Annotated in this window: 24 protein-coding genes; 6 read left to right on the top strand and 18 right to left on the bottom strand. The window is 36.7% G+C overall.

The annotated features are described in order from the left end of the window. Positions 1–67: 67 nt before the first annotated feature. Positions 68–1,948: an ABC transporter ATP-binding protein gene (locus ACT9TX_RS06770; RefSeq protein ID WP_481337496.1), complete on the bottom strand. Its 1,881-nt coding sequence runs from the start codon at positions 1,946–1,948 to the stop codon at positions 68–70. 239 nt (positions 1,949–2,187) lie between these two features. After that, positions 2,188–2,946 carry a DUF6261 family protein gene (locus ACT9TX_RS06775; protein ID WP_481337497.1) on the bottom strand — a complete coding sequence of 253 codons (759 nt, stop codon included), beginning with the start codon at positions 2,944–2,946 and terminating at the stop codon, positions 2,188–2,190. A 726-nt stretch (positions 2,947–3,672) separates the two neighbouring features. Between ACT9TX_RS06775 and ACT9TX_RS06780 the strand changes: the two genes are divergently transcribed. Beyond that, entirely contained in the window at positions 3,673–4,779 is a 1,107-nt protein-coding gene (locus tag ACT9TX_RS06780; protein ID WP_481337498.1) for an AI-2E family transporter, read from the top strand. A gap of 578 nt (positions 4,780–5,357) precedes the next feature. Here the strand turns inward: ACT9TX_RS06780 and ACT9TX_RS06785 are convergent. Then, on the bottom strand, positions 5,358–5,585 hold the full coding sequence (locus ACT9TX_RS06785; protein ID WP_481337499.1) for a hypothetical protein: 228 nt from the start codon (positions 5,583–5,585) through the stop codon (positions 5,358–5,360). 154 nt (positions 5,586–5,739) lie between these two features. Here ACT9TX_RS06785 and ACT9TX_RS06790 point away from each other — a divergent pair, with 154 nt between their 5' ends. The 3 genes from ACT9TX_RS06790 to ACT9TX_RS06800 all read left to right on the top strand — a co-directional run bounded on the left by ACT9TX_RS06790 (position 5,740) and on the right by ACT9TX_RS06800 (position 8,479). Further along, a complete protein-coding gene (locus ACT9TX_RS06790; protein WP_481337500.1) occupies positions 5,740–6,552 on the top strand; it encodes a M23 family metallopeptidase in 813 nt (270 codons plus the stop codon). A 64-nt stretch (positions 6,553–6,616) separates the two neighbouring features. After that, on the top strand, positions 6,617–7,132 hold the full coding sequence (locus tag ACT9TX_RS06795; RefSeq protein WP_481337501.1) for a YMGG-like glycine zipper-containing protein: 516 nt from the start codon (positions 6,617–6,619) through the stop codon (positions 7,130–7,132). A 132-nt stretch (positions 7,133–7,264) separates the two neighbouring features. Continuing rightward, positions 7,265–8,479, top strand: a complete 1,215-nt coding sequence (locus tag ACT9TX_RS06800) for a hypothetical protein (protein WP_481337502.1) — start codon at positions 7,265–7,267, stop codon at positions 8,477–8,479. A gap of 66 nt (positions 8,480–8,545) precedes the next feature. Here the strand turns inward: ACT9TX_RS06800 and ACT9TX_RS06805 are convergent, their stop codons facing one another. The 12 genes from ACT9TX_RS06805 to ACT9TX_RS06860 all read right to left on the bottom strand — a co-directional run bounded on the left by ACT9TX_RS06805 (position 8,546) and on the right by ACT9TX_RS06860 (position 17,799). Beyond that, positions 8,546–8,869, bottom strand: a complete 324-nt coding sequence (locus tag ACT9TX_RS06805) for a hypothetical protein (protein WP_481337503.1) — start codon at positions 8,867–8,869, stop codon at positions 8,546–8,548. Between the two features lie 98 nt (positions 8,870–8,967). After that, positions 8,968–10,107 carry an NAD(P)/FAD-dependent oxidoreductase gene (locus ACT9TX_RS06810; protein ID WP_481337505.1) on the bottom strand — a complete coding sequence of 380 codons (1,140 nt, stop codon included), beginning with the start codon at positions 10,105–10,107 and terminating at the stop codon, positions 8,968–8,970. Further along, a complete protein-coding gene (locus ACT9TX_RS06815; protein WP_481337506.1) occupies positions 10,108–10,800 on the bottom strand; it encodes a methyltransferase domain-containing protein in 693 nt (230 codons plus the stop codon). Next, on the bottom strand, positions 10,797–11,885 hold the full coding sequence (locus tag ACT9TX_RS06820) for a type III polyketide synthase (protein WP_481337507.1): 1,089 nt from the start codon (positions 11,883–11,885) through the stop codon (positions 10,797–10,799). Before ACT9TX_RS06820 ends, ACT9TX_RS06815 begins: the two co-directional genes overlap by 4 nt. Then, positions 11,882–12,742: a UbiA family prenyltransferase gene (locus tag ACT9TX_RS06825; RefSeq protein WP_481337508.1), complete on the bottom strand. Its 861-nt coding sequence runs from the start codon at positions 12,740–12,742 to the stop codon at positions 11,882–11,884. The genes ACT9TX_RS06820 and ACT9TX_RS06825 overlap by 4 nt, the downstream gene beginning before the upstream one ends. Positions 12,743–12,953: 211 nt before the next feature. Next, a complete protein-coding gene (locus ACT9TX_RS06830) occupies positions 12,954–13,502 on the bottom strand; it encodes a YceI family protein (RefSeq protein ID WP_481337509.1) in 549 nt (182 codons plus the stop codon). A gap of 29 nt (positions 13,503–13,531) precedes the next feature. After that, on the bottom strand, positions 13,532–14,269 hold the full coding sequence (locus tag ACT9TX_RS06835) for a hypothetical protein (RefSeq protein WP_481337510.1): 738 nt from the start codon (positions 14,267–14,269) through the stop codon (positions 13,532–13,534). Between the two features lie 170 nt (positions 14,270–14,439). After that, positions 14,440–14,916, bottom strand: coding sequence for a DM13 domain-containing protein (locus tag ACT9TX_RS06840; RefSeq protein ID WP_481337511.1), 477 nt, complete (start codon positions 14,914–14,916; stop codon positions 14,440–14,442). A 17-nt stretch (positions 14,917–14,933) separates the two neighbouring features. Continuing rightward, the gene (locus ACT9TX_RS06845) at positions 14,934–15,476 is read right to left on the bottom strand and encodes a hypothetical protein (protein WP_481337513.1); all 543 of its coding nucleotides are present in this window, start codon (positions 15,474–15,476) and stop codon (positions 14,934–14,936) included. A gap of 87 nt (positions 15,477–15,563) precedes the next feature. After that, a complete protein-coding gene (locus ACT9TX_RS06850; protein ID WP_481337514.1) occupies positions 15,564–16,796 on the bottom strand; it encodes an outer membrane beta-barrel protein in 1,233 nt (410 codons plus the stop codon). Next, the gene (locus tag ACT9TX_RS06855; RefSeq protein ID WP_481337515.1) at positions 16,784–17,359 is read right to left on the bottom strand and encodes an RNA polymerase sigma factor; all 576 of its coding nucleotides are present in this window, start codon (positions 17,357–17,359) and stop codon (positions 16,784–16,786) included. The genes ACT9TX_RS06850 and ACT9TX_RS06855 overlap by 13 nt, the downstream gene beginning before the upstream one ends. A 14-nt stretch (positions 17,360–17,373) precedes the next feature. After that, a complete protein-coding gene (locus ACT9TX_RS06860; protein WP_481337517.1) occupies positions 17,374–17,799 on the bottom strand; it encodes a DM13 domain-containing protein in 426 nt (141 codons plus the stop codon). A 288-nt stretch (positions 17,800–18,087) separates the two neighbouring features. Between ACT9TX_RS06860 and ACT9TX_RS06865 the strand changes: the two genes are divergently transcribed. Then, positions 18,088–18,342: a hypothetical protein gene (locus ACT9TX_RS06865; RefSeq protein WP_481337518.1), complete on the top strand. Its 255-nt coding sequence runs from the start codon at positions 18,088–18,090 to the stop codon at positions 18,340–18,342. Beyond that, complete coding sequence (locus ACT9TX_RS06870) at positions 18,339–19,025, top strand: hypothetical protein (RefSeq protein WP_481337520.1); 687 nt, start codon at positions 18,339–18,341, stop codon at positions 19,023–19,025. Before ACT9TX_RS06865 ends, ACT9TX_RS06870 begins: the two co-directional genes overlap by 4 nt. Positions 19,026–19,442: 417 nt before the next feature. On the opposite strand, the gene thrC is transcribed toward ACT9TX_RS06870, so the two are convergent. The 3 genes from thrC to thrA are packed head-to-tail and all read right to left on the bottom strand — an operon-like array spanning position 19,443 to position 24,341. Further along, positions 19,443–20,801 (bottom strand): threonine synthase, encoded by a 1,359-nt coding sequence (gene thrC / locus ACT9TX_RS06875; protein WP_481337521.1) that lies wholly within the window; start codon positions 20,799–20,801, stop codon positions 19,443–19,445. A gap of 45 nt (positions 20,802–20,846) precedes the next feature. Then, positions 20,847–21,830, bottom strand: coding sequence for a homoserine kinase (locus tag ACT9TX_RS06880; RefSeq protein ID WP_481337522.1), 984 nt, complete (start codon positions 21,828–21,830; stop codon positions 20,847–20,849). Positions 21,831–21,869: 39 nt separating this feature from the next. Beyond that, positions 21,870–24,341, bottom strand: a complete 2,472-nt coding sequence (gene thrA, locus ACT9TX_RS06885) for a bifunctional aspartate kinase/homoserine dehydrogenase I (protein ID WP_481337523.1) — start codon at positions 24,339–24,341, stop codon at positions 21,870–21,872. Between the last annotated feature and the right edge of the window lie 319 nt (positions 24,342–24,660).

The raw sequence follows: 24,660 nt of genomic DNA on the forward strand, positions 1-24,660 counted from the left end.
TGAGTTACAAATATAGTGTTGTTTGCGAATTACAAAAATTTTGCTCAGTCCTTTGAAAAAAATCTATTTAATCTGCCAAAACACTTGCTACGGCTGCATTATCATCATTATTTGCAGTAAGTTGTAAGCGATACAATTCTGCATAATAGCCTTCTTTTTGCATTAATTCGTCATGCGTGCCTTGTTCAAGAATACTGCCTTCTTCTAATACCACAATTTTATCGAACCTAAAAGTAGAGAAGATACGGTGTGTAATAATGATGGCCGTTTTCTGTTGCAAATATTGGTATAGGTTGGTTACAATTTCATTCTCTGTTTTAGCATCTACAGCGCTCAAGCAATCATCAAACACCACAATTTCGGGGTTTTTAATTAAGCCCCTTGCAATAGCAATGCGTTGCTTTTGCCCACCGCTTAAGGTTACGCCACGTTCACCTATCATGGTTTCGTATTGCTTATCAAAGCCCAAAATTTCTTTGTGTACGCTTGCAAATTTGGCTGCCGATTCTATCACTTCTTGCGATGCTTTTTCTGGCAAACCAAAGCTGATATTATTGGCTACTGTATCGCTAAACAAAAACACGTCTTGTGGTACATAGCTTACCTGTTCACGTAATTGGTGTAGATTAATATTTGCCAAAGCTTGCCCGTTAATAGAAATACCGCCTTCGTTTGGATTGTAAAAACGCAGCAGCAATTGGGCCAATGTACTTTTACCACTACCTGTTTTGCCAATAACCAATATTTTCTCTCCTTCTTTTATGGTAAGGCTAAAGTTTTTAATGGCGGTAATACCAGTATGGTCGTAGGTAAATGTCACGTTATCAAATACAATATCACCGTTTAAAGTTTCAGCTTGCCTTGGTGCGTTGTCTACAATATTTGGTTTGGTATCTAAAAACTCATTCAGCCTTTTTTGTGATGCCGCTGCACGTTGAATCATGCTGGCCGTCCATCCAATAGCGCTGAAAGGAAAGGTGAGCAAGTTTACATAAATTACAAACTCTGTAATAGTGCCTGCACCTACTTCTGGCTGATGACCCGATGCATGGTACCAACCACCAATAGCAATGGTAAGCAAGGTACTAATGCCAATTAACAAAGCCATTGTAGGGAAATAAATCGCTTCTAGCTTGGCAAGGCTAATGGCGCTTTGCTTGTATTTCTCGCTATTGGCATCAAAGAATTTCAGCATGGCTTTTTCCTGTACAAACGATTTTATCACTCTTATGCCTGAATAACTTTCTTGTGCTGTAGAGGTAAGGTCAGATAGTAGGCTTTGTATGGCCGTACTTTTCTTGTGTATCATGGTGTTAACCGAGTAAATAGCAATGGCCAAAATAGGCAACGGTGCTAGTACATACAGCGTTAACTGCCAGTTGGCACGCCACATAAAATACACACTAAAAATAATGGTAGACGTCAAGTTTATAACATACATCAACGCAGGGCCGGTGTACATTCTTACACGGCTCACATCTTCTGCTATGCGGTTCATTAAGTCACCCGTGCTGTGTACTTTGTAAAAGCTCACATCTAGCTTTTGGTAATGCTTGTAAATGTCATTTTTCTGGTCAAACTCTATGTGGCGGCTCATCACAATAATCGTTTGGCGCATTAAGAACATAAAAAAGCCACCCAAAACAGCTAGTATTAGCAAGGTAATACCGCTTAAAATAATCATATTACCAAACGAAATCTCTCTATTTTCAACTACGCTTATCAGCTTTTTTACCAAAATATCGTAGCTCACATTGCGAGAACGCTGAATAGCACTCGTATCGCCGTTTTGTTGTTTTATTACCTGCGTTACTTTATCTACCACATAGCCAGACACTTGCGGCGCCAAAATGCGGAAATAATTGGATAAGAGAATAAACAAAATGCCCAGAAAAAAGCGGGTTTTGTACCGCCATAAATATTTATTAACTGCTGCTAGATGCTTCAATGTGGTACTTTTTGGCAAATGTAATTGGTATGCATTAGAGTTGCGCACAAAGGGGTTTTACACAACGGAACAATGAAGGCGAAGGACGCAACGAGTAATTGTCATGCTGACGAAGCAAGCATCTAACTAACTATTGTTGGTATGCTTATGCACTTTTGGCTGCCCGACATACCAACAACTGCGAGAAAAATATACGCATGTTGTCAATTTACAATTTTTCTTCTAATTCTAATTAATTGTTAAGCACTTGGCAGCATATCACCACCCTTATCGCTATTGGGTTTTGATGTTAGTGCTAGCACATTTACTTTGGTAATAAGTTCGTTAATATCGCCAATGCAAGTTTCGTAAAGGCTAATGTCTAAGTTATCTGCTTTATCACTTTTGTAACGGCTTTCTAGTAAATCTATCAGTTGGTTGTAGGCGGTAGTGGCGGTTTTACGCACTACCGTAAAAGCTTCTACTTTTTTATTGTTGCTATCGTCGGTAATGCGGTTACTATACTGGCTGGCATAGTTGGCATTAACGCTTGCAATACTTGTTATCCAAAGCGTACCATGCATAGCTGCAAGTGCGGCGCTGCGAGTAGGATTGTTAATAATGCCTTCGGTAATATTGGTAAGTATAGTGGTTTCTGCTAGTTGGGTTTCTTTGGCTATGTTGCTGCTAAAGCCTTCTATATAGTGCAATAAGCTTTGTGCTTGTGCAGCTATGGCAGCATCGGGGTAACTGGTCATGGCTTCTAAATACTTTATAAAAGCCGTAATTAAAATATCACGCTGCTGATCTAGCTCATTTAAAATTTTGGTAAGTTGATTGCCCTTTTCTTTGTCTAAAGCTGCTTGTAAGTTGGCAAAAATGGCTACCAAAGCGTCTGCTACTGGTTTTATTTTAAGCTTAGTAGTATCGTATTTGTTTAGCAGTACTACTAATTGTCTTAAAAACTCAAAAAACTCAGGATTGGTCAATTGTTTAATTTTTACAGTAATAATTTTCATAGCTTATTTTTTTACAACCAAATATATTAATTAATTGATTGACTAAACATGCTGCGACAAATTATTTTTTTAATACCAAAAAATTCAATTTAGTCCCATTGGAAGTAAGGCGTTTTTGTTCTGAAATGCGTTACTCCCGTTAGAAGTAAGGCATTTTTGTTTTGAAATGCGTTACTCTCGTTAGAAGTAGGGCATTTTTATTTTGAAATGCGTTACTCCCGTTAGAAGTAGGGTATTTTCATTTTGAAATACGTTACTCCCGATAGAAGTAAAGCGTTTTTATTTTGAAATGCATTACTCCCGTTAGAAGTAAGGCATTTCTATTTTGAAATGCCTTACTCTCGATAGAAGTAAAGTGTTCATATTTTGAAATGCGTTACTCCCATTGGAAGTAGCTTGTATTATTTCGCAATTGTGGCTAAAGCCATTGAATTTTTGCTCGTATCAGTCACATAAATGTGACTGCAATTGAAGTTGATTTTAGCGAAGTTTTAATTGCAAATGATTATCAATTGTAGTTGGCTTTTGTAGCTAACTATTGGAAGTAACTTGTATTCTTTATTGCTTTGTGTAAAATACTTACGCTACGATAAAAGCTGCGTAGCAAACAGAACGTACAAGAGAGTGACACAACAAAAGATGAACAGGATTACAACTGCTGGTTACCAAAAAAATAAATAGTTAGGAACGATTGTTGCCTACACAGAGCAAACTATCAATTAAAATATGCAAAAAGAGTATCCTTTTTACCTTAAAACAACTGTAATTCTATTTGGCTTAACGCTGTTGGTATTTGCTTTGGCTAATTTGCAAGGCACTTTAGTGCCGCTTTGCTTTGCGTTAATGGTAGCTATTTTACTAAACCCAATGGTAAATAAGTTACAAAAATGGGGTGTGGGTCGTGTTACTAGCATTTCTATTGCTATTACCGTTGCCGTAATTGTGTTTGTGGGTATTTGGTATTTTATAGCGATGCAGCTGACTAGTTTTGGCGATGAATTACCAATGTTGAAGCAGCGATTTACTGAGATGTTTGCAAAAATGCAGCGGTCTGTAAAGCTATCTTATGGGTTAACTACGCAAAAGCAGAACCAATACATTACCGAATTAGAAGGCGAAATAAAGCCCATCATTGGGCAAACAATGGGCAGTTTACTGAGTGTTTTGGGCAACTTAACTTTAATGCCTGTGTATATTTTTTTAATACTTTACTACAAAACGCTATTGTTGAATTTTTTCTACGAAGTGTTTTCGGCCAACCCAAAAGAAATTGGTGGCGTGCTAAACAACACAAAAGATGCGGTGCAAAGTTACATGGTGGGTTTGCTGCTAGAAGCCCTAGCTGTAGCCACTTTAAACAGCATTGCATTACTATTGCTTGGGGTAAAATATGCGATATTGCTGGGCGTTTTGGGTGCTATACTAAACGTGTTGCCATACTTGGGCGGCATTATTGCCATTGCATTACCTGTACTTATATCATTTACCACCAAAGAAGGCTACACCACACCGCTACTTATTGTGGCGGCTTACACCGTTATACAGTTTATAGATAACAACTTTCTAGTACCGTTTTTAGTATCGTCTAAAGTGCGTATAAATGCATTGGTGTCTATTATTATTGTATTGCTAGGTGGTGCATTGTGGGGCTTTTCGGGCATGTTTTTATCTATCCCTTTTATTGGTATTTTAAAAATAATTTTTGATAGAGTGGATGGCTTAAAGCCTTGGGGTAAGTTATTGGGCGATGAAATTCCCACACTTAGCAAGCATGGTTTTGCATTTACTAGAAAGAGTAAAACAACATCGGTGGCAGAGAACATTGTGGGTTAGTTTTACCACATAGATTATATTGTACTACTAAATTATTGAGTAGTGATTTTATTTTATGATGGTCTGCTTTTAATAAATTGTACTGTGAGGTTATTAAAATTCGTTGGTTCGAGGTTAAATGCTTAGTACCACCTGCTAGAACTTTTTTGTAAGTGCTTTTGGCAGCATCTTCACCATATTCGCAAGAATTAAGAATGGCTAACAGACTATAAATAATAACTAAAAAAATTGATGATATAATTATTTATGAGGTATAATTTTACATTTACAACGGCTAATTACAAGTTGTTGACCTTAGAAATAGTATTAATTGAATTTGTTTGTTGAAGGCTTTAAAAGAAAATCTTTATAAGTAATTTATAAAGTTCCATAATTAATAGCCAATACTTTTACAAAGTATGAAATTGGCAGGCTTTTGGTAAAATGTATCTAAACTCTATACAGATGACTATACAAACTGTTATTAACTGGTTTACATTAGTGATGTTCGTTGCCATGGTCATCATTTTTTTCTATAAAAGAAAAGCACCTAAACGTGATGTTTAAGTGCTTTATTAAAGTATATGCATTGTATCCAATTAAGCTTCTTCTTCTACTGGCGGTAATGGATTTCTTCTTGTAGGTATTACCATATCTTCTTCATCGCTTAAATACACCCAAAAATCGTGTAACTCAAAAATATCACCTGGCACTTTGCTGCCACCTTCTTCGTTTGGTCTATCGTAACTACCCAATAAAGTACCGTGGTATTTTATTTCAGATAATTTTTCTGCATGGGTAAGTGTCTTAAAATGTTCAATAGTCATATTGTGTAGGTTATAATTTGGCTGTAAAAGTATATAAATTACCAAGTAAAAATACGTTTACAGTCATTTGGTTTTTAACAAATTATAGTGCTATTGTGTTAAAAGCTGGTTTCTGTTTAAAATATAGGTACGATATATGTAAAGGTGAATCTTAATGAACTATGTAATCAGCCTTATTGCAGTATTAATGATGGTTATTACCGTGCCTGCACAAACCCATATTAAAATATCTGCCCTACGAGAAAATAAAAAAACTATTTTATATGCAGCTAATAACGAAGCTTGTGAAGTATCAATTGTGTTGCGGCTGCGGCTCACTAATTTGGCTTTAGGTGATGGGTATTCAAACGTATTTATTATTCCTGCCAGTGCTACCAATTATAAACTCACAGAACTTAAGGCCACAGCTAGTTACACACATGTTAGTTTTACATACGATGCTTATTTTGGTAATGTAAACCAAGTTGTGAACGACGACGAATTAGTATACGATTTGCCTTTTGAAAAAGGCTTGTCTTTTACTATTAACCAAGGGTATAACGGTAAATTTTCTCACAAAAACGAAAATGCATTAGACTTTGATATGCCTATTGGTACCAGTGTGTTGGCTGCAAATGATGGTGTGGTAGTTGCGGTTGTAGATTCGTTTATAGGTGCTTGCCTAGCTGAAGAATGTAAAAAGAAGGCCAATTATATTTTAATACGTCACAGCGATGGTACGTTTGGCTACTATGCGCACATACAATACGCTGGCGCAAAAGTAATTGTGGGGCAATTGGTGTATAAAGGCGATACGCTGGCCGTAAGTGGCAATACTGGCTATACAAAGGGGCCACATTTACACTTTGTGTGTTTTGTGCCGCGTATTAATGGGCGAGAAACATTGGCCACAAAGTTTAGAGTTGGCAATGGTAAAACTTCACAATATTTACAAGAAGGTAGAATGTACAAAAAAAGATACAATTAAGTCTTTGGCACGATTCTTATCGTATATGCAATATCTTCTAAAACAAAACTAAAAGTATACAATTATGAAAAAGTTATTATTAGCCATGATTATTATCACAACCTTTGCGGCTTGTAGCAATAAGCAAAATACAGCAGTTACACCTGTTGTAGATACAGCAGCTATTTTAAAAAATGCAGCAGCAATAGAACAAGCACGTGTAAAAGCAGAGCAAGACAGCCTTGCGATTGTAAAAAAAGCAACATTAGCCGAGAGAGAGCGTAATGCTAACAAAGTAGTTAATCATAGAACAACCACAACAAGTAGTAGCAATAATACTGGTACTAGCGAAACGCCAACAAGCTCTGGCTCTGGTACAGAAACCAACAAAAAACAAGGTTGGAGCAAAGCCGCTACCGATGCAGCAATTGGTGCGGGTGCAGGTGGTATTGCTGGCGCTTTAATAGATAAAGGCAAAGGTAGAGGTACTATCATTGGTGCTGCAGTAGGTGCAGGTGCAGGTTATATTATTGGTAGAAAAGCTGATGTAAAATCTGGTCGTGTGGTAAAGAAAACTACTGTTACAACTACAAATCCATAATGCAATACTTGTGATACTGTTAGCCCGCAATTTTTTTGCGGGCTTTTTTATGAAATTTAAGCAAAAGTTAAGCTGATATTATTTAATTGTTAATTTTTAGTACTTACCTTTAGGCAGTACAATTAAGCTACATTGAAAAGATGGATTAATATATTGCTAGTTTACTTAACAGCATTGTGTTTCACTCAAACAAATGCAATATGCCAAGCTATATCTAACAAGCAATATTTTAATTTTTATGGCGATTCTATTGAAATTATAACTCCCCAAAACTGGCATTTACAATCACCAATTTCTAGTGTAGCCATTGCAGATTTCTACACACAATTAAACGGCAGTAATTATCAACCTATGATTGCAGCTATGCTAGCTTACAAGCAGCAACAACAATTAGACGACTGGTTGTATTATCAACTCATTCGTATAGTGGCAAATGGTGTAAGCCCTAAGGCTGCTAATTATCAGCAATACACATTGTTTAAATGGTTTTTATTAGCTAGATCTGGCTATGCAACAAGCTTAAGCATTACGAATACCAACAAGTTATTGCTGTATGCGCAAACCAATGAGCCTATTTACAATATCCCTTACCACCTAAAAGGCGATAAACAGTATGTGTGTTTAAATTATCACGACTATGGCGACATCAATTTTGATAAAGAAAAAGTAGAACACATTAATATAGAAATGCCTGAAGCTGTGAACGCATTCTCGTACAAAATCAATCGCTTACCTAACTTTAAAGGTTCTAGTTATACCACTAAAGATGTGCAGTTTGACTATCAACAAAAAGACTTTCATTTTAAAATATTGCTAAATAAAGAGATTAAGCAAATTTTTGCCAACTATCCTGTGGTAGATTATGAATGCTATTTTAATATTCCCATTAGTAACATTACTTACAACTCTTTAATTCCATCACTTAAAGAGGCTGTAAAAGGATTTGATCAAAAACGGGGTGTTGATTATTTAATGCGCTTTACACGCTATGCCTTTATGTTTCAGCCAGATAAAGTAGCTTTTGGCCAAGAAAAAAGATTATCGCCAGAGCAAACATTGCTGTACGATGGTAGCGATTGTGAAGATAGAGCCGCTTTTTTCTTCTTTTTAGTAAGGGAAATTTACAACCTGCCTATGATAGCGTTGGCTTATCCAGAACACGTAACAATTGCTGTGAAATTTGATAAGCAAATGGCAAACCCAATTGTGTACAAAGGCAACAATTATTGGGTATGTGAACCTACACCTCAACAAAAAGACTTAAGACTTGGTCAAATATTACCAAGCCTCAAAAATCAAACCTACGATGTGGTTTACGAATACAGCCCTAGCCAGTTAGCTAAATAAAATAACGAATTTTTTACACAAAAAAAGCCCGCAAATTTTGCGGGCTTTTAAAACAGTTATAAAAAACTAAGCTTTCTTTTTAGCATCTTTGTTGGCTTTGTAGCGCATATCTGGTGTGCCATCTTTTTTTGTAGGGCCAGCTGGTGTAGCAGCAGGTGCAGCGGCTTTGTTTTCTTTAAAGCGTTTGTCTGGTGTACCGTCAGCTTTCAATTTAGTAGCAGCAGCATCTTTTTTTGCAGGCGCAGCAGGTGTTGCGGCTGGTTTTACTGGTGCAGCAGCTTCTTTTTTAGCGGTAGGTGCAGCTTTAGCTTTTTCAGCAGCTTTAGGTTGTGCAAAAGATGCAGTAGCAAAGCAAGCAACTGCTAACAATGTGGCAAGAACTTTTTTCATGTTGTTTTATTTTTTAGACATCTAATGTACAAATGTTTTGTTCAAAAAAGCGTACAACACTTTAAAATATCCTTAAAGTTTACAAACTCATTAGTTTACTAAAATGGCTCACCATGTGTTGCTTTAATTAGCTTGCTAGAAAGCCACGTGATTTTGTGGATGGTTTTTAAGAACAAATACGTAGAGTAATTACCGCCAAAGAGCCTTTGTACAAATCGTCCAATCAATAAGCGTTTGGCAAAATGGGCTTTCCATTGGTTTGTAAAATTTACTTCCATGTCTTTTCTAGAAATATCTTGCTGTAAGTAAGCTTTAATTTGGGTAAAAGCAAGTTTGCTGCCATGCATGGCCATGCTCATACCATTACCACAAAGTGGCGTAATTAATCCAGCTGCATCACCAACCATTAACATGTGATTTTCAACGGTTGCTTTTGGGCTAAAGCTAATTTGCGATATGGCTAGCGGTTCTTCGTATAAAAATTCAGCGTTGATTAGTATGTCTTTCAGCTTAGGGTTTTTGTGTAAAATGGCTGCTTCCATTTGCTTAATAGAACCATTGCTCGCTTTTAAATTATCGGCAGTAGTTAAGTAGCAAAGGCAATATTTATCACCCTCAATTTTAGAAATACCACAATAACCATTTTTAAAATTGTGCAATGCAATGGTATCTACAGGGTGCGAATGTTTGATGTGGTATTTAATGCCTACATAGTTTTGTAAGCGGCCTTGCTTTTGGTTAATGAACGGGCGTTTTAGTTTTATATCCATATTGCTACGCTTGCCAAAACTGCCTACTGCAATAGTTGCCTTATGCTGATGATGATTGGTACTAATAGCAAACTGCTGATTGTTAAACACCACATTTTGCACTTTGGTTTCTGTGAAAATATGTACACCAGCTTGTTGCGCTTGTTGGTACAATAGTTCATCTAGCATAAACCTGCTAATGCCAAAACCGCCTAGTGGTAACTTAAAATTGTACAAATTGCCATAGCCATCAGTAATGTTTAACGTTTTGATGATGGGCAATTGTAAATCGCTAATATTTACACCCACACTTTCTAAAAAAAATTTGCTTTCTAAGCTAATATACTCACCGCAAACTCTGTGAAAAGGATAGCTCTCTTTCTCGTACAATGCAGTAATAAAGCCTGCTTTGGCGCATTGTATAGCAAGCGTTAAGCCTGCCAAGCCACCACCTATAATGGCTACATCGTATTTAGTAATTGACTGCATTTAGTGTTTGTAAATAATTAAATAACGAAACGCCCATTGCCAAGTGATGCTATATGTTTTAATGCCTGCTTTTGCAAATAAACTCACCCATTCTTGCCTCGAAAAACCTCTTATTACACTTAATGGTGCATCGTTTTTTACTAGGTACGATTTTGAGAAAATTTTGGTAATAAATTTTATGGCATAATAGGCAATACAATTTCTTTCTAAATCATTAATAAAAAAGCCAAGCTTACTGTTTTCTTGCATCCATTGTAGTTGCGCCACTAATTGTTCATCGGTAAAATGATGACAAAACAAACTGGAGAAAATGATATCTGGTTTGCTATCAAAATATACTTGTTGGTAATCGCTCACAATCCAGTCTGTGTTCTGTTGCAATTCTGTTTTTGTTGCTGCAAAAGCAATGCAGGCTTGCTTTATATCAATACCTGCAAAATGCACTTTTATGTTGTTTTGCTGGCAGTATTTATTAATGGCCATTAAATTATCACCACCACCACAGCCTATTTCACACACATGAATTTCTTTCCGGTTGCCTATTAATTGTTTGATGCCTTTTACTGTAATTGTATGCCCACCAAGCAGCGTATTAATGGTGTTCAATTCTTGCATATTGCGTTCTATGTCTGCAAAAGGAATATCCTCAGCATCTAGTAATTCTGGCTGATATGAGCGTTGTATAAATGTCATGATTTTGTTGCTGTAAATGTTTCCATAGTAAGGCCAGGGCCAAATGCCACGCCAAAAATATTTGAGCCTGCTGCTATTGGTTCGTACATCATGGCTTTTAGTACAAATAATATAGTGGGGCTACTCATGTTGCCATAGTCTCGTAATACTTGTCTTGAATATTGTAAGTCACTTGCTGCTAGCTGTAATTTTTGTTCTATTACATCTACAATCTTTCTACCGCCCGGGTGAATGCACCAGTGTGTAATATCTGCTTTTGTCAATTCGTTTTGATTTAAAGCATTATCTACTAAGGCTTCAATATCATGTTCTATTAGCTGTGGTATATAGCCACTAAGCGTCATTAAAAATCCGCTACTACTTATTTCCCATGCCATGTCTTTTTTGCCTTGATACGCAATTTGAGAGTAGAAGTTTTGTAGCGTTAAACTCTTGTCTGTTGTAATCGTATTTGACAGCAATACCGCTGCGCTACCATCTGCAAATAACAAACTACTCGCTGCATTATCTGGTGTAAATGCTTTTTGAAAATGTAGGGTACACAATTCAGTACATACCACTACCACATTGGCTTTGGTAGTACTGCTATCGCAAATCATTTTAGCTATTTTAAGCCCATGTATAGCTGCATAGCAACCCATAAAGTTTACCGATGTACGAAAAATATTGGGCGATAGTTGCATTGATTCAGCCACTTGTAAGTCTAAACCCGGTGCGCTCATACCTGTACAACTTACCGTTATTAAATGTGTAATTTCTTGTGGCGTAATAATGCCATCAATACATTGATTAATCGCATCTACCGATAGTGGTAAAGCCGCCGCCTGATAGCGTTGCATACGCACATCTATGCTAGGAAAATCAATATTTTCTGTTGGTGGTATAAAGGTCCAATCTGCTTTTGGTGCACCATAATCTGCCACGCAAGAATACCTTGTGTTAATATGGCTTTGATGGTACAAAAAAGCCAATTTGCGTTTACCATCAGCATCTAGCCCATACATGTTTTGCATAAAATGCAAAATGCTTTCCTGCTGATGCTTGTAGGTAGGTACTGCTGTTGCTATAGAAACAATATTTGTCAAAGTTGGTGTAACATTAAGTGAGTAATAAAAGCCAAATTGGTACAAGTACTTGCAAGCCAATTTAACCGCATGGAATGTTTAAAATCTGCGTTCGTATCATCTTGCCATACCTTGTTTATCCATTTACTCACATAAACGATAATGGGAACAAAAAAGATGGCTAGCAAGCCAAAAACAGCCAATTGTTGTATGCTAGCAAAGTAGCTAAACAATAACCCCGCCACAATGCAATACATGGCACCGCAAAACAAAAATGTACCTCTAATGCCTAGTAAAATACTGATGGTTGTTACACCATCCGCTGCATCTTGCCTATGCTGATACACTTGTGTAATAGGGTAAAAGCCCCCAATTAAAAATGCTGCTGCTAGTGCAGGTTGCCATGGCATACTAGTGGTTAAGCTGCTATTGGCACCATGATACACCATAAAAAACGTCAACGCACCTTGGTTAATAATCACCGTTGCAAAACCAATAATAGGGTATTGTTTTAAGCGAATACCTCTATAACTGTATAGCCTTGAGCAAATAATATAACAACTATAAGCCACTACAAAAGGCAGCGAGATAAACAGCGATAACAGAATACCTACCACATCCATACCAACGCTTACCCAAAATAATTGCTTGGTTGGTTGCATGGGTTTTTCTATACCGCCTATGCTGCCCTCATCTCTATCCATATAGCTGTTGTAGCCATTGCTAGCAGGGTAAAGTAGTATATGCAGCAAGCCAAAAATAAGTGCGGCCCTATACCAATTAATATGCGGTACAAACGATAGTGCAAACCAATACACTGGCATTAAAAAATAAGAAAATGGCAAGCGCAGCAATTGCACTGTAGACTTTTGAAGCATACTGGAAAGTAAGTGTATTTGTGGTATATGTACAAAATTGTTTTAGGTTCGTTGATATAGTTGATAGATAATCGTAAGGCTTTTGCTTGTTAATAACAAATACAAGCGCAGATTGGGCGCGTGCCACTATCTGCGCTTGTATGATATATTCTCTATCAACTATTGATTGATATATTTCAAAAGCCTTATGCAAATTGTATGAGTGAATAATTTATTTTTTTTGACCAATAACATTTAGGGCTACTTGTAAATTATCTGACAGCACTAAACTACCTCCCCCAATATCAAAGTCTCGCCTATTTAAATCTACTTTACCCATAAACTGTATACCATAACTATTAGGTATAGCTGTGAAGTTGAATACAACTGTTTTACTCTTATTTTTAATCGTAAACTTACCTGTTACTTTATAGGTATTTGCTGTAGCTTCTTTTTCTATTTTGTCAGATACAAATGCAATGGTTGGGTATTTTGCTACATCAAAATATTCTTCCTTTTTTAAATGCTTATCTCTTAAACTATTTTTTGTATCAACAGTGGCAGCACTTACACTTACATTAAAAAAAGATGTATTTAAATGATTAGCATCAAAAACAATGTTGCCCTGTAAATTTTTAAAACTACCATTAACAGCAAATCCTAAGTTTTTTATAGTAAATGTTATGCTAGAGCCACCATCGGTAGCTGTGTAATTTTGTGCAGTTGCTACATATACACATGCGCTAAGCAAAATGAGTAGCAATAGTTTGGAGATTGTCATATTTAAAATATTTTTTAGAGTACAAGTTTTTATTTTTTAAAAGGGCTAAACTTAAAGCCAACCATTAGTTGGCTAGCCTTGTGTCTAAAGCGATCATTTCTATCTGTGCTATTAGGTATTTGTTGAATTTTAGTATCTGTTGTGTATTCGCTAAAAATAAAAGTATACCCGAGTTGAACAGTTACTTTTTTGCTTACTAAATAGCCAATATACCATTCTGAATTAAGAGAGCCTAAGTCACTATCGCTAATTAATAATGCATTAAAACCAGTTGGTTTTGTAGCAACGCTTTGTCCTTTATAAGTAGCGTTTTGCTTACCACCAAGAGAAAAACCGATAGCATCTATATTAACCCCAAGTTCTAACTTATTTTTAAAAGTAGGCAACAGATAATTTATGTAAATACCAGCATTTATTGAATTTGTTTGTGCTGTATTAAAACGTATTGTATCAATATTAGCCTTTATGTCATCTGCAAAAAGAGCTGCAATACTTGCTTTACCACTAGTATATTTTGCTGGTGCTGTTCTATAATCCAGATCAGAACCAAAAAAGTTGCTTAAGCGAACACCATACCCAAGTTTAAAACGCTTGTTTTTTCCAATTGGGTAAACATGCGACCAAGCAAAAGCAGTAGAAAAACTACCTGAGCCAACATTAACTGATGTACGGTAACTATTACCTTCCTTAGCAAAAATATTCTGTGCCGAGGAACTTATGGTAATAATGAGAAAACAAAATAATAAAGAGCTAACTAAAAATTTCATAATGAGAATATTAAAAAAGTGTCCAAAATATCTTGTGTTGTTATGTCAGGCACAACAACTGCAACTATTTAAATGCAGTTAGTATTGTAAAGAAAAATTGTTTAAATCAGCTTCCAAGAAATAAACAATTTTTCTTTACAATATCTTTAATGGAATAAGGGGGTATTGGACTAATTTAGGGGTGCAGCACCAAAATTTACTTCTGCAGTTTCGCAGTAAAATACAACATAAGAAAAGCCAGTGAATGAGCTAACACCATTAAGTACAATAAATTGTTCGCCTGCTTTATTTACAAAACCTACAGCACGTACGTTAGTGGCGGTTGTTCCGCCAGCTCTCTGCGCTTTGATTTCGGCATTAGTTTTTGCAAAATATACTGCAACAGTACCTGTACTGAAACCAGATGTGAAATCACTACCGAGTTTTAAAAATTGTGTGCCTTTAGAATCTTGAATAACAGTTAACGTGCCACTTGTAGAAGGGGTACCTGGTGCATTTTGTTGTGTGATTATGCCTGTTTTTAAAACTGTTGTTGCCCCAATAGGAACATTAGAGAATTCTGTTACTGTTTCTGTTTTTGTACAACTGCTTAAAAATAATACGGCTGAGGCAAAAAGTGTGCTTGTAATTTTTGTGATTTTTGTCATTGTTTAATTGTTTTAAATTATAATTGAAATGAAAAGCCTAATGTGGTAGATAAAAAACCTATGGGTGTAATATTGGCAACAGGTACAAAATCTGTATTTACTTGAAAAAATACACCTAGTTTCTTCTCTTTTTTTGTGTATTTCAGCCCAATGAATGGTGATATAACACCGTAATTTTTTGTACGTTTTTGTTTAACAATTGTGTTATTACCCAAATCAAGTGTTGTATTGTCAACATATAAATTGTAACCAATGCCTATACCGGTGTAGGGTTGTAGCGCTTTTTTGTTAAAATAATATGTGTAATGAAAGCTTGCTGCTGAATACGTTATATCAACAGAGGGTGTAGGATTAAACGAAAAGCGTGAAATACTGATACCAGTGCTCAATCTGTTCGTTATAAATTTTTCAGCAGAAACTCTAAAACCACTGCCTAGCGTCTGATTATTTAAAGTTTCGTTCCATCTATTAGCAACGCTACCACCCACTTTGAAAATAGTTTGGGCTTTAATATTTGTTGATGCATATAGTATACATAAACAGACAATCTTTTTTAACATATGATGTTTGATTTAAAAATTTCGGCAAAGAATTTATAGGTAGCCCATAGGGCTATTAAATGAAATAAAAGTTTATTCGATTATTGATTATCGGTTATTTGTAAAACCAATACGTAATCCTGCCGTAGTTACTGGCAATGCACCAATGCCCATACCACTTAGCGGTATTTGTAGGTATGGTTCCATTCGTATATTCAGTTTATTAGAAATTTTATTTTCGTAACCAAATCCTAGTTGTAATGCTCCTAATATTTTGTACTCTCTATCCTTGTACGTCGCTTCAACATTTATAGGCGTGCCACCGTTAATACTTGCAAAGTAGTTATTATGCTCGCCTAGTGTAAAGTAAGTTGCTATACCTGCATTTGTATAGAAATTCGCTTTGCTACTTTTTTTATTGTTGATATTGAATTTTACTGTTAATGGTACCTCTAGTAGTGTGCAATTACCGTCTAAGCTTTTTACTTTAAAGCCAGCTGGCATGCTTGAAGCCGCTTTGGTCTTGTCAAAATATTGCCCATCAGTATAATAGCTTTTGCTTGTTAGCAAAATACCTGATTCTACAGCCCACTTTTTATTAAATGCTTTACCTACAATGATTCCAATATTGTAACCAGGTTTTGTAAAGCCTTGGCGTTTAATTTGATTGAACGAAATACCAGATAGCAAGCCCAAGTAAAATTTATTGCTAGTTTTCATGACTTCGTTTTTTGCAGCAACATTTTCTTTTACATAATCAATTCTTTCGTTAATTGTTAAGGCGTTTGGTGAAGCTGAGTCTATTTTATTTGTAATAATGGTGGTTAATTTGCTTTTTTCTACTATATCATTACTATTACTAGTATCATTAGTCGGTACTAATGGTATAGTAGCTATTGATTGATTGATTTGTGCATAATCACTTTTTATTAGTTTATTATTTCTGTCAAACAGTGTTAAACGTGATGCAGAAAGAAAATTTGTTACCTCTTGTTCAAAGGCAGCATTATTAATTGCCTTAGAGCTGTTACTAAACTTAAAAGTAGTTGTAGCAAGTTTAATAGCTTCACTTTTTACGACACTAGAAATATTGTTTGATAGTATGGTCTTATTAGCCGTAACCATCAATTTACTATCCTTTAGCTCAATCGCTAGCACATTAAATGCACTTACTAATACTATTACTAATGCAGTTTTTAACCAATTAAAGCTGCTATATATGTTTGTGTCGTTATCTATTAATTGAGATGCAATCGTATCCCAATCATCGGGCATTTTTACCGAATAGCCTTCTGCTGCTTTAATAAATAATTCGTCTATATTATTATCTAAATGCTGCATACTTGCACCTCCTCTAATTTCTTAATACTTAACTTTAATAAATCTCTAGCTCGTGAAAGATTTGATTTTGACGCCCCCACTGAAATGTTTAATGTTTCACTAATGTCTGCGTGTGTATAGCCCTCAATCACATACAAATTGAATACAATTCTATACATGGGTGGCAGGTTTTTTATTAATGTAATTAAATCTTTAAAATGTAATAATTCCTCAGCGTTTTCACTAGTGTCTATTATATCCCAATCTCCATCAGGTATGCCGCCAATTTCGCTTATCATACCACTTTTTCTTAAAGCGTCTATGGCCGTGTTAGCAATTATTTTTTTAAACCACCCAAGTAGTATCTTTTCATTATCTACCTCATGTATGGTAAATACAATGCTTGATAGATTTTTAAATAGCTTTACAAAAGCATCGTTTACAATATCTACAGCACCATCATATCTATAAATGTATCTGAAAGCTATTTTTAACGCAAAGCCCTTATACTTATCATAAAATGCTTTTTGGTATTTTGAGTCTTTTAGTAAGCAGCCTTGTAATATGATAGAAAAATTATCCAAAAGCAATGATTATTTTATTTTAGTTCTGCCGTGCCAAATGTTCTACTAAATTGTTTACAGTATATTATTACGTACTTGTATTCTGCAACATTAAATTGTGTTGTTAAATTATATACTTGATTACCATTGGTTGATTTTAACCGTCCTAAATCTACAATAGCATTTGGTGTAATTTGTTTAGAAAAATACACATATAAATCGGGACCATTTGTAGTAGAAAAATTTTCTAATGACAGTGAATAGATACTATCTTTTAAAAGTATTGAAGATTTTCCGCTAACTGTATAGCCTGATGAACTAATAAATGAGCCAGTTTTTACCAGCTTTGCACTTGTAGTATCTATCGTTTCTCTTAAAGTTTCGGTACTTGTACCGTTATTTTTGGTGCAACTGCTCACGCCTATTGCCCCAAGTAGTAGAATGATTGTTAAAAATTTCATGTCGCTGCTTTAATCTTATACTAGTGCATACGCAAGGGCTACAAAAAGGTTGCGTGAGCGCCTTTTTTATTTTAACTATGCTGTAAGTCCGAATTTGTAATTCGATATTGCGAGTGTAGGATATGATATCCTAAACATTTTGGTCTAGATTTATAGTCATCAAAAGGCAAAAAGCCATCTGCATTTTATCCTTTAAAGCCTTAATAAAAAATATTCAAAAAAATACTGGTCAATTGGCTATCGTGTTGTACGATTGTTTATATTCGACTATCGGTATTAGTAAGTATAATGACCAGTAACTACCTAACATATTATCGAGGGCAGCAAAAAACTGTAAGCTCGCAGGGAGTAGCTGCCACCTCGCAGCAAAGTATTGCAACCTCGAAACAAAGTGCTGCAACCTTACAGGAAGTTGTAGCCATCTTGCAGCAAAGTGCTGCCACCTCACAGCAAGTAGCTGCAAACCGCCAGCGAAGTATTGCCACCATGCAGCAACTAGCTGCTGATGATGTTTTTAATCACCCACAAAATACACAGTTATGAAAAAAACGTTTATCGACCGTACGGAAGACGGATTTTTGAAGCAATTGGACAATTTTTTAAGCAAAATTGGCAATTATGCCACTACACTAGGGCTAGATGCAGCCAAAATTACTGCCTTGCAGAGCGACCTAGCTTTTCTAAAATTTATTGTAACATTGGCACTTAGTTACAAAACCACATCGGCAGGGCTTACCAAGTACAAAGAAACCTTACGGCTTGGTGGCGATGTGTTAGGTGCTTTGCCACAGTTACCAACCTTACCAGCAACCTTACCAACTGCTACAAGTGCAGGGGTAGAAGCTAGGTTTAGAGAATTGGTACAAGACATAGCCCGCCACAGTGCTACCACCGATGCTATTTTAAAAGATTTAGGTATTGCCGCTACCGATACTGTAGTAGATAATAGCGTAGCAAAACCAGAATTTTATATAGAGTTATCAAGCGGTGGCTACCCACTAATTGTATGGAAGAAAAGCCGCTTTGAAGGTGTAGAAATTTGGAAAAGCACCGATGGCATCAACTTTAGTAAGTTGGACAAAGATTTTAAACCAGATTATATAGATAAAAGCACCCTGCCAGCTACAGGCAAAGCCGAGAAATGGCATTACAAACTGATTTACCTAATTAATGATGAGCATGTAGGCCAGTTTAGCGATGTACAAAATATTGCTGTAAGTGGTTAGGTTGGTTATTTAGTGATTGTAAATCAGCCCTGCGATAAGTGGGGCTGATTTGTTTATATTGGCGCTATGAAATTTCAAAGTTTTTAGAGCGGATAGAAAGCCCATTCTGCCGCTGTTGCTTTCACCAACAGCTTTTTCACTAATTATTGTTGGTCAAAGACACAAGAACAGCTTTAATAAAGCGTTAGTTTTCTTGTTCTTTTGGATAAAATACCTGCGCTACTATAAAAGTCCCACAACGCACAGAACGTACAAGGGAGTGACACAACCGAAGCTAAATAGTAGTACAAAAGCTAGTTACATAAAAAATGCCACACTATTATTGTGCAGAGATTTTGATTTATTCGCTTAAATGCTTCCTTCGTCAGCATGACAATCGTTGCACCCTTTGCCTTCTTTGTTTCTTTGTGTGAAACACTACCTACTCATCAACCAAGCTTTTAAGTCTTCAAACTTTGCATCCATTACTACGCTTTGTTTTACTTGGCTTAGTAAGTGTTTTACTTGCTCAGGATATTCAGGTGCAATACCAGTTGCTTGCTCTACCGTATCAGGAAATTTAATAGGGTGAGCGGTTTCTAAAATCATGCCCTTGCCCCTAGCCCCTAAAGGGGAATTTTTAAGGTATTGTTCCAATGCATAATAGGCAACAGCACCGTGAGGATCTAATGTATAGTTGAATTGTTGGTAAACATCTTTAATCGTTGCTGCAGTAACAGCATCGCTAATGCTTACGCTGCTAAAGGTGGTTTTCAGCTCATTAAACTGTTGCTGAAACAATTCTAAAATGCGGATGAAATTGCTAGGGTTACCAACATCCATGGCATTTGAAATGGTTGCAACAGCAGGTTTTGGTGTGTACACTTGTGTGTTCATGTAATTTGGAACCACATCATTGGCATTGCAAGCAGCAATGAAATGTTGGACTGGCAAGCCAGAAACATGCGCTAAAACACCTGCACAAATATTTCCGAAATTGCCACTTGGCACACAGATAACAGGTGCTTGTTCTTGCTGCCATTGTTGGTATGCAAAAAAGTAATACAATTGCTGTGGTAACCATCTAGCCACATTGATAGAATTAGCTGAAGTTAAAGAGAGTTTATTATTCAATTGCTCATCGGCAAATACTTGTTTTACTATGGCTTGACAATCGTCAAACGTGCCGTTTACTTCAATGGCTTTAATGTTTTTGCCCAAAGTGGTCAACTGTAATTCTTGAATTTTACTCACTTTGCCCGATGGGTATAAAATCACCACATCAATACCATCAACACCTAAAAAACCATTGGCAACAGCACCGCCTGTATCGCCTGAAGTAGCTACCAATACTGTGGTGTGGTGGTATGCATTGCGATTGAAATAACCCAAACAACGACTCATAAATCTTGCACCAACATCTTTAAAAGCGAGTGTTGGCCCGTGAAATAATTCAAGAGAAGCAATGTTATCATTCACCTTTACCAAAGGGAAATCGAAATTGATAGTTTCGTACACAATCTCTTGTAACACATCATCAGGAATGCTATCACCAACGTAAGGCTTCATAACTTTAAAACCAATGTCGACCTTGCTGTAGTTTTTAATATTTTTAATAAAATCAGCAGGAAGCTTAGGGATGCTTTCAGGGAAATACAAACCTTTATCGGGTGCTTGACCACGCAAGGCAGCTTCTGCAAAACTCACTTTGGGTGATTGGTGGTTGAGGCTATAATAGTTCATGCCCCCAGCCCCTAAAGGGGAGTAATGGAAGCGGTTGGTATATATTGTATTCATTGAAGTCGTTGATTTTTGAAATACCCCTTTAGGGGCTAGGGGTGTTTAAGCTAGCTTAACACCTTCTTGATTGATGGTGGTTAAATGGGTTTGATAATCTAAACCAATACGATTGTACACATCTTTCATTACATCTTCTACGGCTTTTGCAGTTGCTGCATCTTTACTTAGCATAAAAATAGATGGGCCGCTACCGCTGATGCCGCCACCTAAAGCTCCTGCTTCTTTACACTTGTTTTTCACTTCGTTAAAGCCGGGAATTAAAATGCTACGAACCGGTTCGATGATGACATCTTCAAGGCTACGACCGATTAAATCGTAGTCATGCTTAATGAAGCCAGCAACCAAGCCAGCAATATTGCCCCATTGCTTAATGGCATCTTTTAGTAACACATTTTGCTTCAAAATTTGACGAGCATCGGCAGTACGCACTTCAATTTGAGGATGTACAACCGTTACGTGTAAAGGCGGTGCATCGATACTGATGATATCTAATGGAAAAATGGAACGAATTAAGGTAACACCACCATAAATGGCAGGTGCAATATTATCGGCATGTTTTACACCGCTGGCTACTTTTTCGCCAAACATGGCAAAGCGTACCAAGTCGCTTTTTGAGAAACGATTGTCTAGCAACATATTGGCTGCAACAACAGGCCCTGCAGCACTTGCAGCACTAGAACCAATACCACTACCAGGTTTGATGATTTTTTTGCTGATTAAAGTAAAGCCTTTTACATCAGGACATTCCTCTAACATAGCCAGCAAAGCCGCACCAGACACGTTTATCTCAGGGTTGGTAGGTAGGTTAAAATCATCGTCGTTGATAATTTGCACACCCACTTCATCACTTAATGAAACGGTAAATTCATCAGTAGGATTGTTGAGTGCAAAACCCAATATATCGAAGCCGCAAACCACATTGGCAACAGTGGCAGGCGAAAGAACAGAGATAGACCTAGCCCCCCCGCCCCCCAAAGGGGGGAACTCGGAAAGAGCGTAATATTTTTTCAGTAAGTTATTAGTCATAATTCTTGGTTTTAATTCCCCCTTGGGGGATTTAGGGGGCTACGCTGAAACCCTCATTATATCTGCAAAAACGCCACTTGCTGTAACATCAGCACCTGCACCTGCACCTTTTACAACCATTGGTTGTTCAGGGTAACGTTGGGTGTAAAATAATACAATATTGTCTTTGCCATACAAATGATAGAAGTCACTGTTAGCAGGTATGTGTTGCAAACCAACTGATGCTTTACCCCCAACCCCTGAAGGGGAGCTTTCAAAAACGGCTACGAACTTTAACTTACAGTCTTTTGCGGCCGCAGCATCGTACAAAGCTTTAAAATGCGCTTCATGTTTTTCCATGGCTACATAAAAATCAGCAACGCTACCTTCAAAACATTCCAAAGGTAAAAAGCCATTATTGGTAATGTCTTCCATTTCCATTTTGTTGCCAGCTTCACGAGCCAAAATCATAATCTTACGCATCACATCAGTACCACCTAAATCTAAACGTGGATCTGGCTCAGTGTAGCCTTCATCTTGTGCTTGTTTTACCACTTGTGCAAATGGTTTGGTACCATCGTAATTGTTAAACACAAAGTTTAAAGTGCCTGATAAAACGGCTTGAATTTTATTAATTCTATCACCACTTTTTATTAAATCGTTCAATGTGCCAATAACTGGTAAACCTGCACCAACATTGGTTTCAAACAAGTATGGTACATTGTATTCTTTGGCTAAAGATTTTAAGTGCTGATAGTTAGTATATACACTAGAAGCTGCAATTTTATTACAAGCAACCACTGCAATACTTTTTGACAATAGTTGTGCGTAAACACCTGCAACATCAGCATTTGCAGTCACATCTACAAACACGCTGTTACGTAAGTTTTTAGCTATAATGCCATTAACAAAGCCTTGTAAACTCATCGCTTCAGCATTTACCAAAGCTTCTTTCCAATTGCTTAAATCTATTTCGTTGCCATTATCTACAAACAACATTTTTTTACTAGTAGCAATGCCTGTAACACGCACTTGTAAGTTTAAGTTTTGTAGCAAATAAGCTTGCTGCTGTTGTATTTGATCAATCAATTTGCCACCAACATTACCTGCACCGCAAATAAATACGTTCAATTGTTTGTAAGAGGTTTCGAAGAAAGCTTCGTGTAAAACGTTGACTGCTTTTTTAATGTCGTTGAAAGAAACAACAGCTGAAATATTACGTTCAGAAGAACCTTGTGCAATGGCTCTGATATTAATGCCATTTCTACCCAAAGCACTAAACATACGGCCAGCAATGCCAGGGTGACTTTTCATTTTATCACCTACCAATGCAATGATAGATAGTTCTTTTTCAACCTTAAGTGGATCTACTTTTTTGTTCAATAATTCTATCTCAAAAGCCTTATCTACAGATGCTTTCGCTTTGTCAAGGTCAACTGTATTAATTGCTACGCAAATAGAATGTTCTGATGAACTTTGGGTAATTAAAATCACGTTCACTTGCTCATTTGCCAAAGCCTCAAATAATCTTTTAGAAAAGCCTGGAATGCCCACCATACCGCTACCTTCAAGGCTTAGAAGTGCTACTTGGTTAATGCTAGAAATACCTGTGATGATGCCCCCATCCCCTGAAGGGGCGGTAGAAACATGCTCAATGATTGTTCCTAATTCTTCTGGCAAAAAAGTGTTTTTTATCCAAATAGGAATATTTTGATCCATTGCTGGCTGAATAGTAGGCGGGTAAATAACTTTAGCACCAAAATGCGATAATTCCATCGCTTCACGGTAAGATGTGTGAGGGATGGTTCTTGCATTCGCTACCCAACGTGGGTCAGCAGTCATCATGCCTGTTACATCTGTCCAAATTTCTACCGCATCAGCATTTACTGCCGCTGCATAAATAGAAGCCGTATAATCGCTACCACCACGGCCTAAGGTTGTGGTAAAACCATTGGCATCGCTTGCTATAAAACCTGGTGCAATAAATAAGGTATTGCTTGATGCAGTAACAATTGCTTTGATACTTTCGGTAGTTGCTGCAAAATCAACCGCGGCAAAACCAAAATTGCTATTGGTTTTAATAGCTTTTCTGCTATCTATCCAATCTATTTTACTGCCAGTAGATTGGATATAGAAGTAAATAATTTTTGAAGATAACAATTCGCCAAAGCTGATAATACGGTCTTTAGTGCGGCCAGATAATTCGCCCAAGCGAAAAACGCCTTCACAAATATCTTCAAGCTCGTTAAAGCTTTGTTTTACGCTACTGATGCAAGCACTTTGGTTATTAATTGGCAATAATGCTTGTACCGTTTCTATATGCCTTTTCTCTAGGTTAAGCAGGGTTTCTTTGTATTGTTCTTTGGCATTTGCAGCATCTGTACCAACTGAAATTAGTGAATCTGTTACACCGCCTAAAGCTGATACTACTACTATGGTAGATTGGTACTGTGGTTGGTTAACAATGTTGACTACTTTTTTGATGTTCTCTGCATTGGCTACAGATGAGCCGCCAAATTTTATAACTTTCATGTGAATCTTTTTAGTTCGCCGCTTTTGGCGGCTATTATTTTTGCCACAAGGAATGCCTTTTAGTTACCTCAATTGATATGTAATGATATATCGGCATTTCATGGTTGTATGTTTCTGCATCTGTTACGTTCTATTAACCCAAAAGTTGCTCTGAGAAAAGTACGTAAATGCGGTAAATGTAAATGTTGTATAGGGTATATCCTTGTAAGATGTAACAGCGTTAAGCCCATGGGGTAATATGACAATTTTCAATCCGCTTAGCGGATTGTTGTAGTAACAATAGTCGTAGAAGCAATTGTTGCAATTACTCTAAAGAAAA

This window comes from Parasediminibacterium sp. HNIBRBA5674, assembly GCF_056745525.1.

Excerpts from the sequence above, each read along its gene's own strand:
- ACT9TX_RS06775 (WP_481337497.1), bottom strand. The coding sequence starts at position 2,946 with ATGAAAATTATTACTGTAAAAATTAAACAATTGACCAATCCTGAGTTT.
- ACT9TX_RS06780 (WP_481337498.1), top strand. The coding sequence starts at position 3,673 with ATGCAAAAAGAGTATCCTTTTTACCTTAAAACAACTGTAATTCTATTT.
- ACT9TX_RS06785 (WP_481337499.1), bottom strand. The coding sequence starts at position 5,585 with ATGACTATTGAACATTTTAAGACACTTACCCATGCAGAAAAATTATCT.
- ACT9TX_RS06790 (WP_481337500.1), top strand. The coding sequence starts at position 5,740 with ATGAACTATGTAATCAGCCTTATTGCAGTATTAATGATGGTTATTACC.
- ACT9TX_RS06795 (WP_481337501.1), top strand. The coding sequence starts at position 6,617 with ATGAAAAAGTTATTATTAGCCATGATTATTATCACAACCTTTGCGGCT.
- ACT9TX_RS06805 (WP_481337503.1), bottom strand. The coding sequence starts at position 8,869 with ATGAAAAAAGTTCTTGCCACATTGTTAGCAGTTGCTTGCTTTGCTACT.
- ACT9TX_RS06810 (WP_481337505.1), bottom strand. The coding sequence starts at position 10,107 with ATGCAGTCAATTACTAAATACGATGTAGCCATTATAGGTGGTGGCTTG.
- ACT9TX_RS06815 (WP_481337506.1), bottom strand. The coding sequence starts at position 10,800 with ATGACATTTATACAACGCTCATATCAGCCAGAATTACTAGATGCTGAG.
- ACT9TX_RS06825 (WP_481337508.1), bottom strand. The coding sequence starts at position 12,742 with ATGCTTCAAAAGTCTACAGTGCAATTGCTGCGCTTGCCATTTTCTTAT.
- ACT9TX_RS06830 (WP_481337509.1), bottom strand. The coding sequence starts at position 13,502 with ATGACAATCTCCAAACTATTGCTACTCATTTTGCTTAGCGCATGTGTA.
- ACT9TX_RS06835 (WP_481337510.1), bottom strand. The coding sequence starts at position 14,269 with ATGAAATTTTTAGTTAGCTCTTTATTATTTTGTTTTCTCATTATTACC.
- ACT9TX_RS06840 (WP_481337511.1), bottom strand. The coding sequence starts at position 14,916 with ATGACAAAAATCACAAAAATTACAAGCACACTTTTTGCCTCAGCCGTA.
- ACT9TX_RS06845 (WP_481337513.1), bottom strand. The coding sequence starts at position 15,476 with ATGTTAAAAAAGATTGTCTGTTTATGTATACTATATGCATCAACAAAT.
- ACT9TX_RS06850 (WP_481337514.1), bottom strand. The coding sequence starts at position 16,796 with ATGCAGCATTTAGATAATAATATAGACGAATTATTTATTAAAGCAGCA.
- ACT9TX_RS06860 (WP_481337517.1), bottom strand. The coding sequence starts at position 17,799 with ATGAAATTTTTAACAATCATTCTACTACTTGGGGCAATAGGCGTGAGC.
- ACT9TX_RS06865 (WP_481337518.1), top strand. The coding sequence starts at position 18,088 with ATGACCAGTAACTACCTAACATATTATCGAGGGCAGCAAAAAACTGTA.
- ACT9TX_RS06870 (WP_481337520.1), top strand. The coding sequence starts at position 18,339 with ATGAAAAAAACGTTTATCGACCGTACGGAAGACGGATTTTTGAAGCAA.
- thrC (WP_481337521.1), bottom strand. The coding sequence starts at position 20,801 with ATGAATACAATATATACCAACCGCTTCCATTACTCCCCTTTAGGGGCT.
- ACT9TX_RS06880 (WP_481337522.1), bottom strand. The coding sequence starts at position 21,830 with ATGACTAATAACTTACTGAAAAAATATTACGCTCTTTCCGAGTTCCCC.
- thrA (WP_481337523.1), bottom strand. The coding sequence starts at position 24,341 with ATGAAAGTTATAAAATTTGGCGGCTCATCTGTAGCCAATGCAGAGAAC.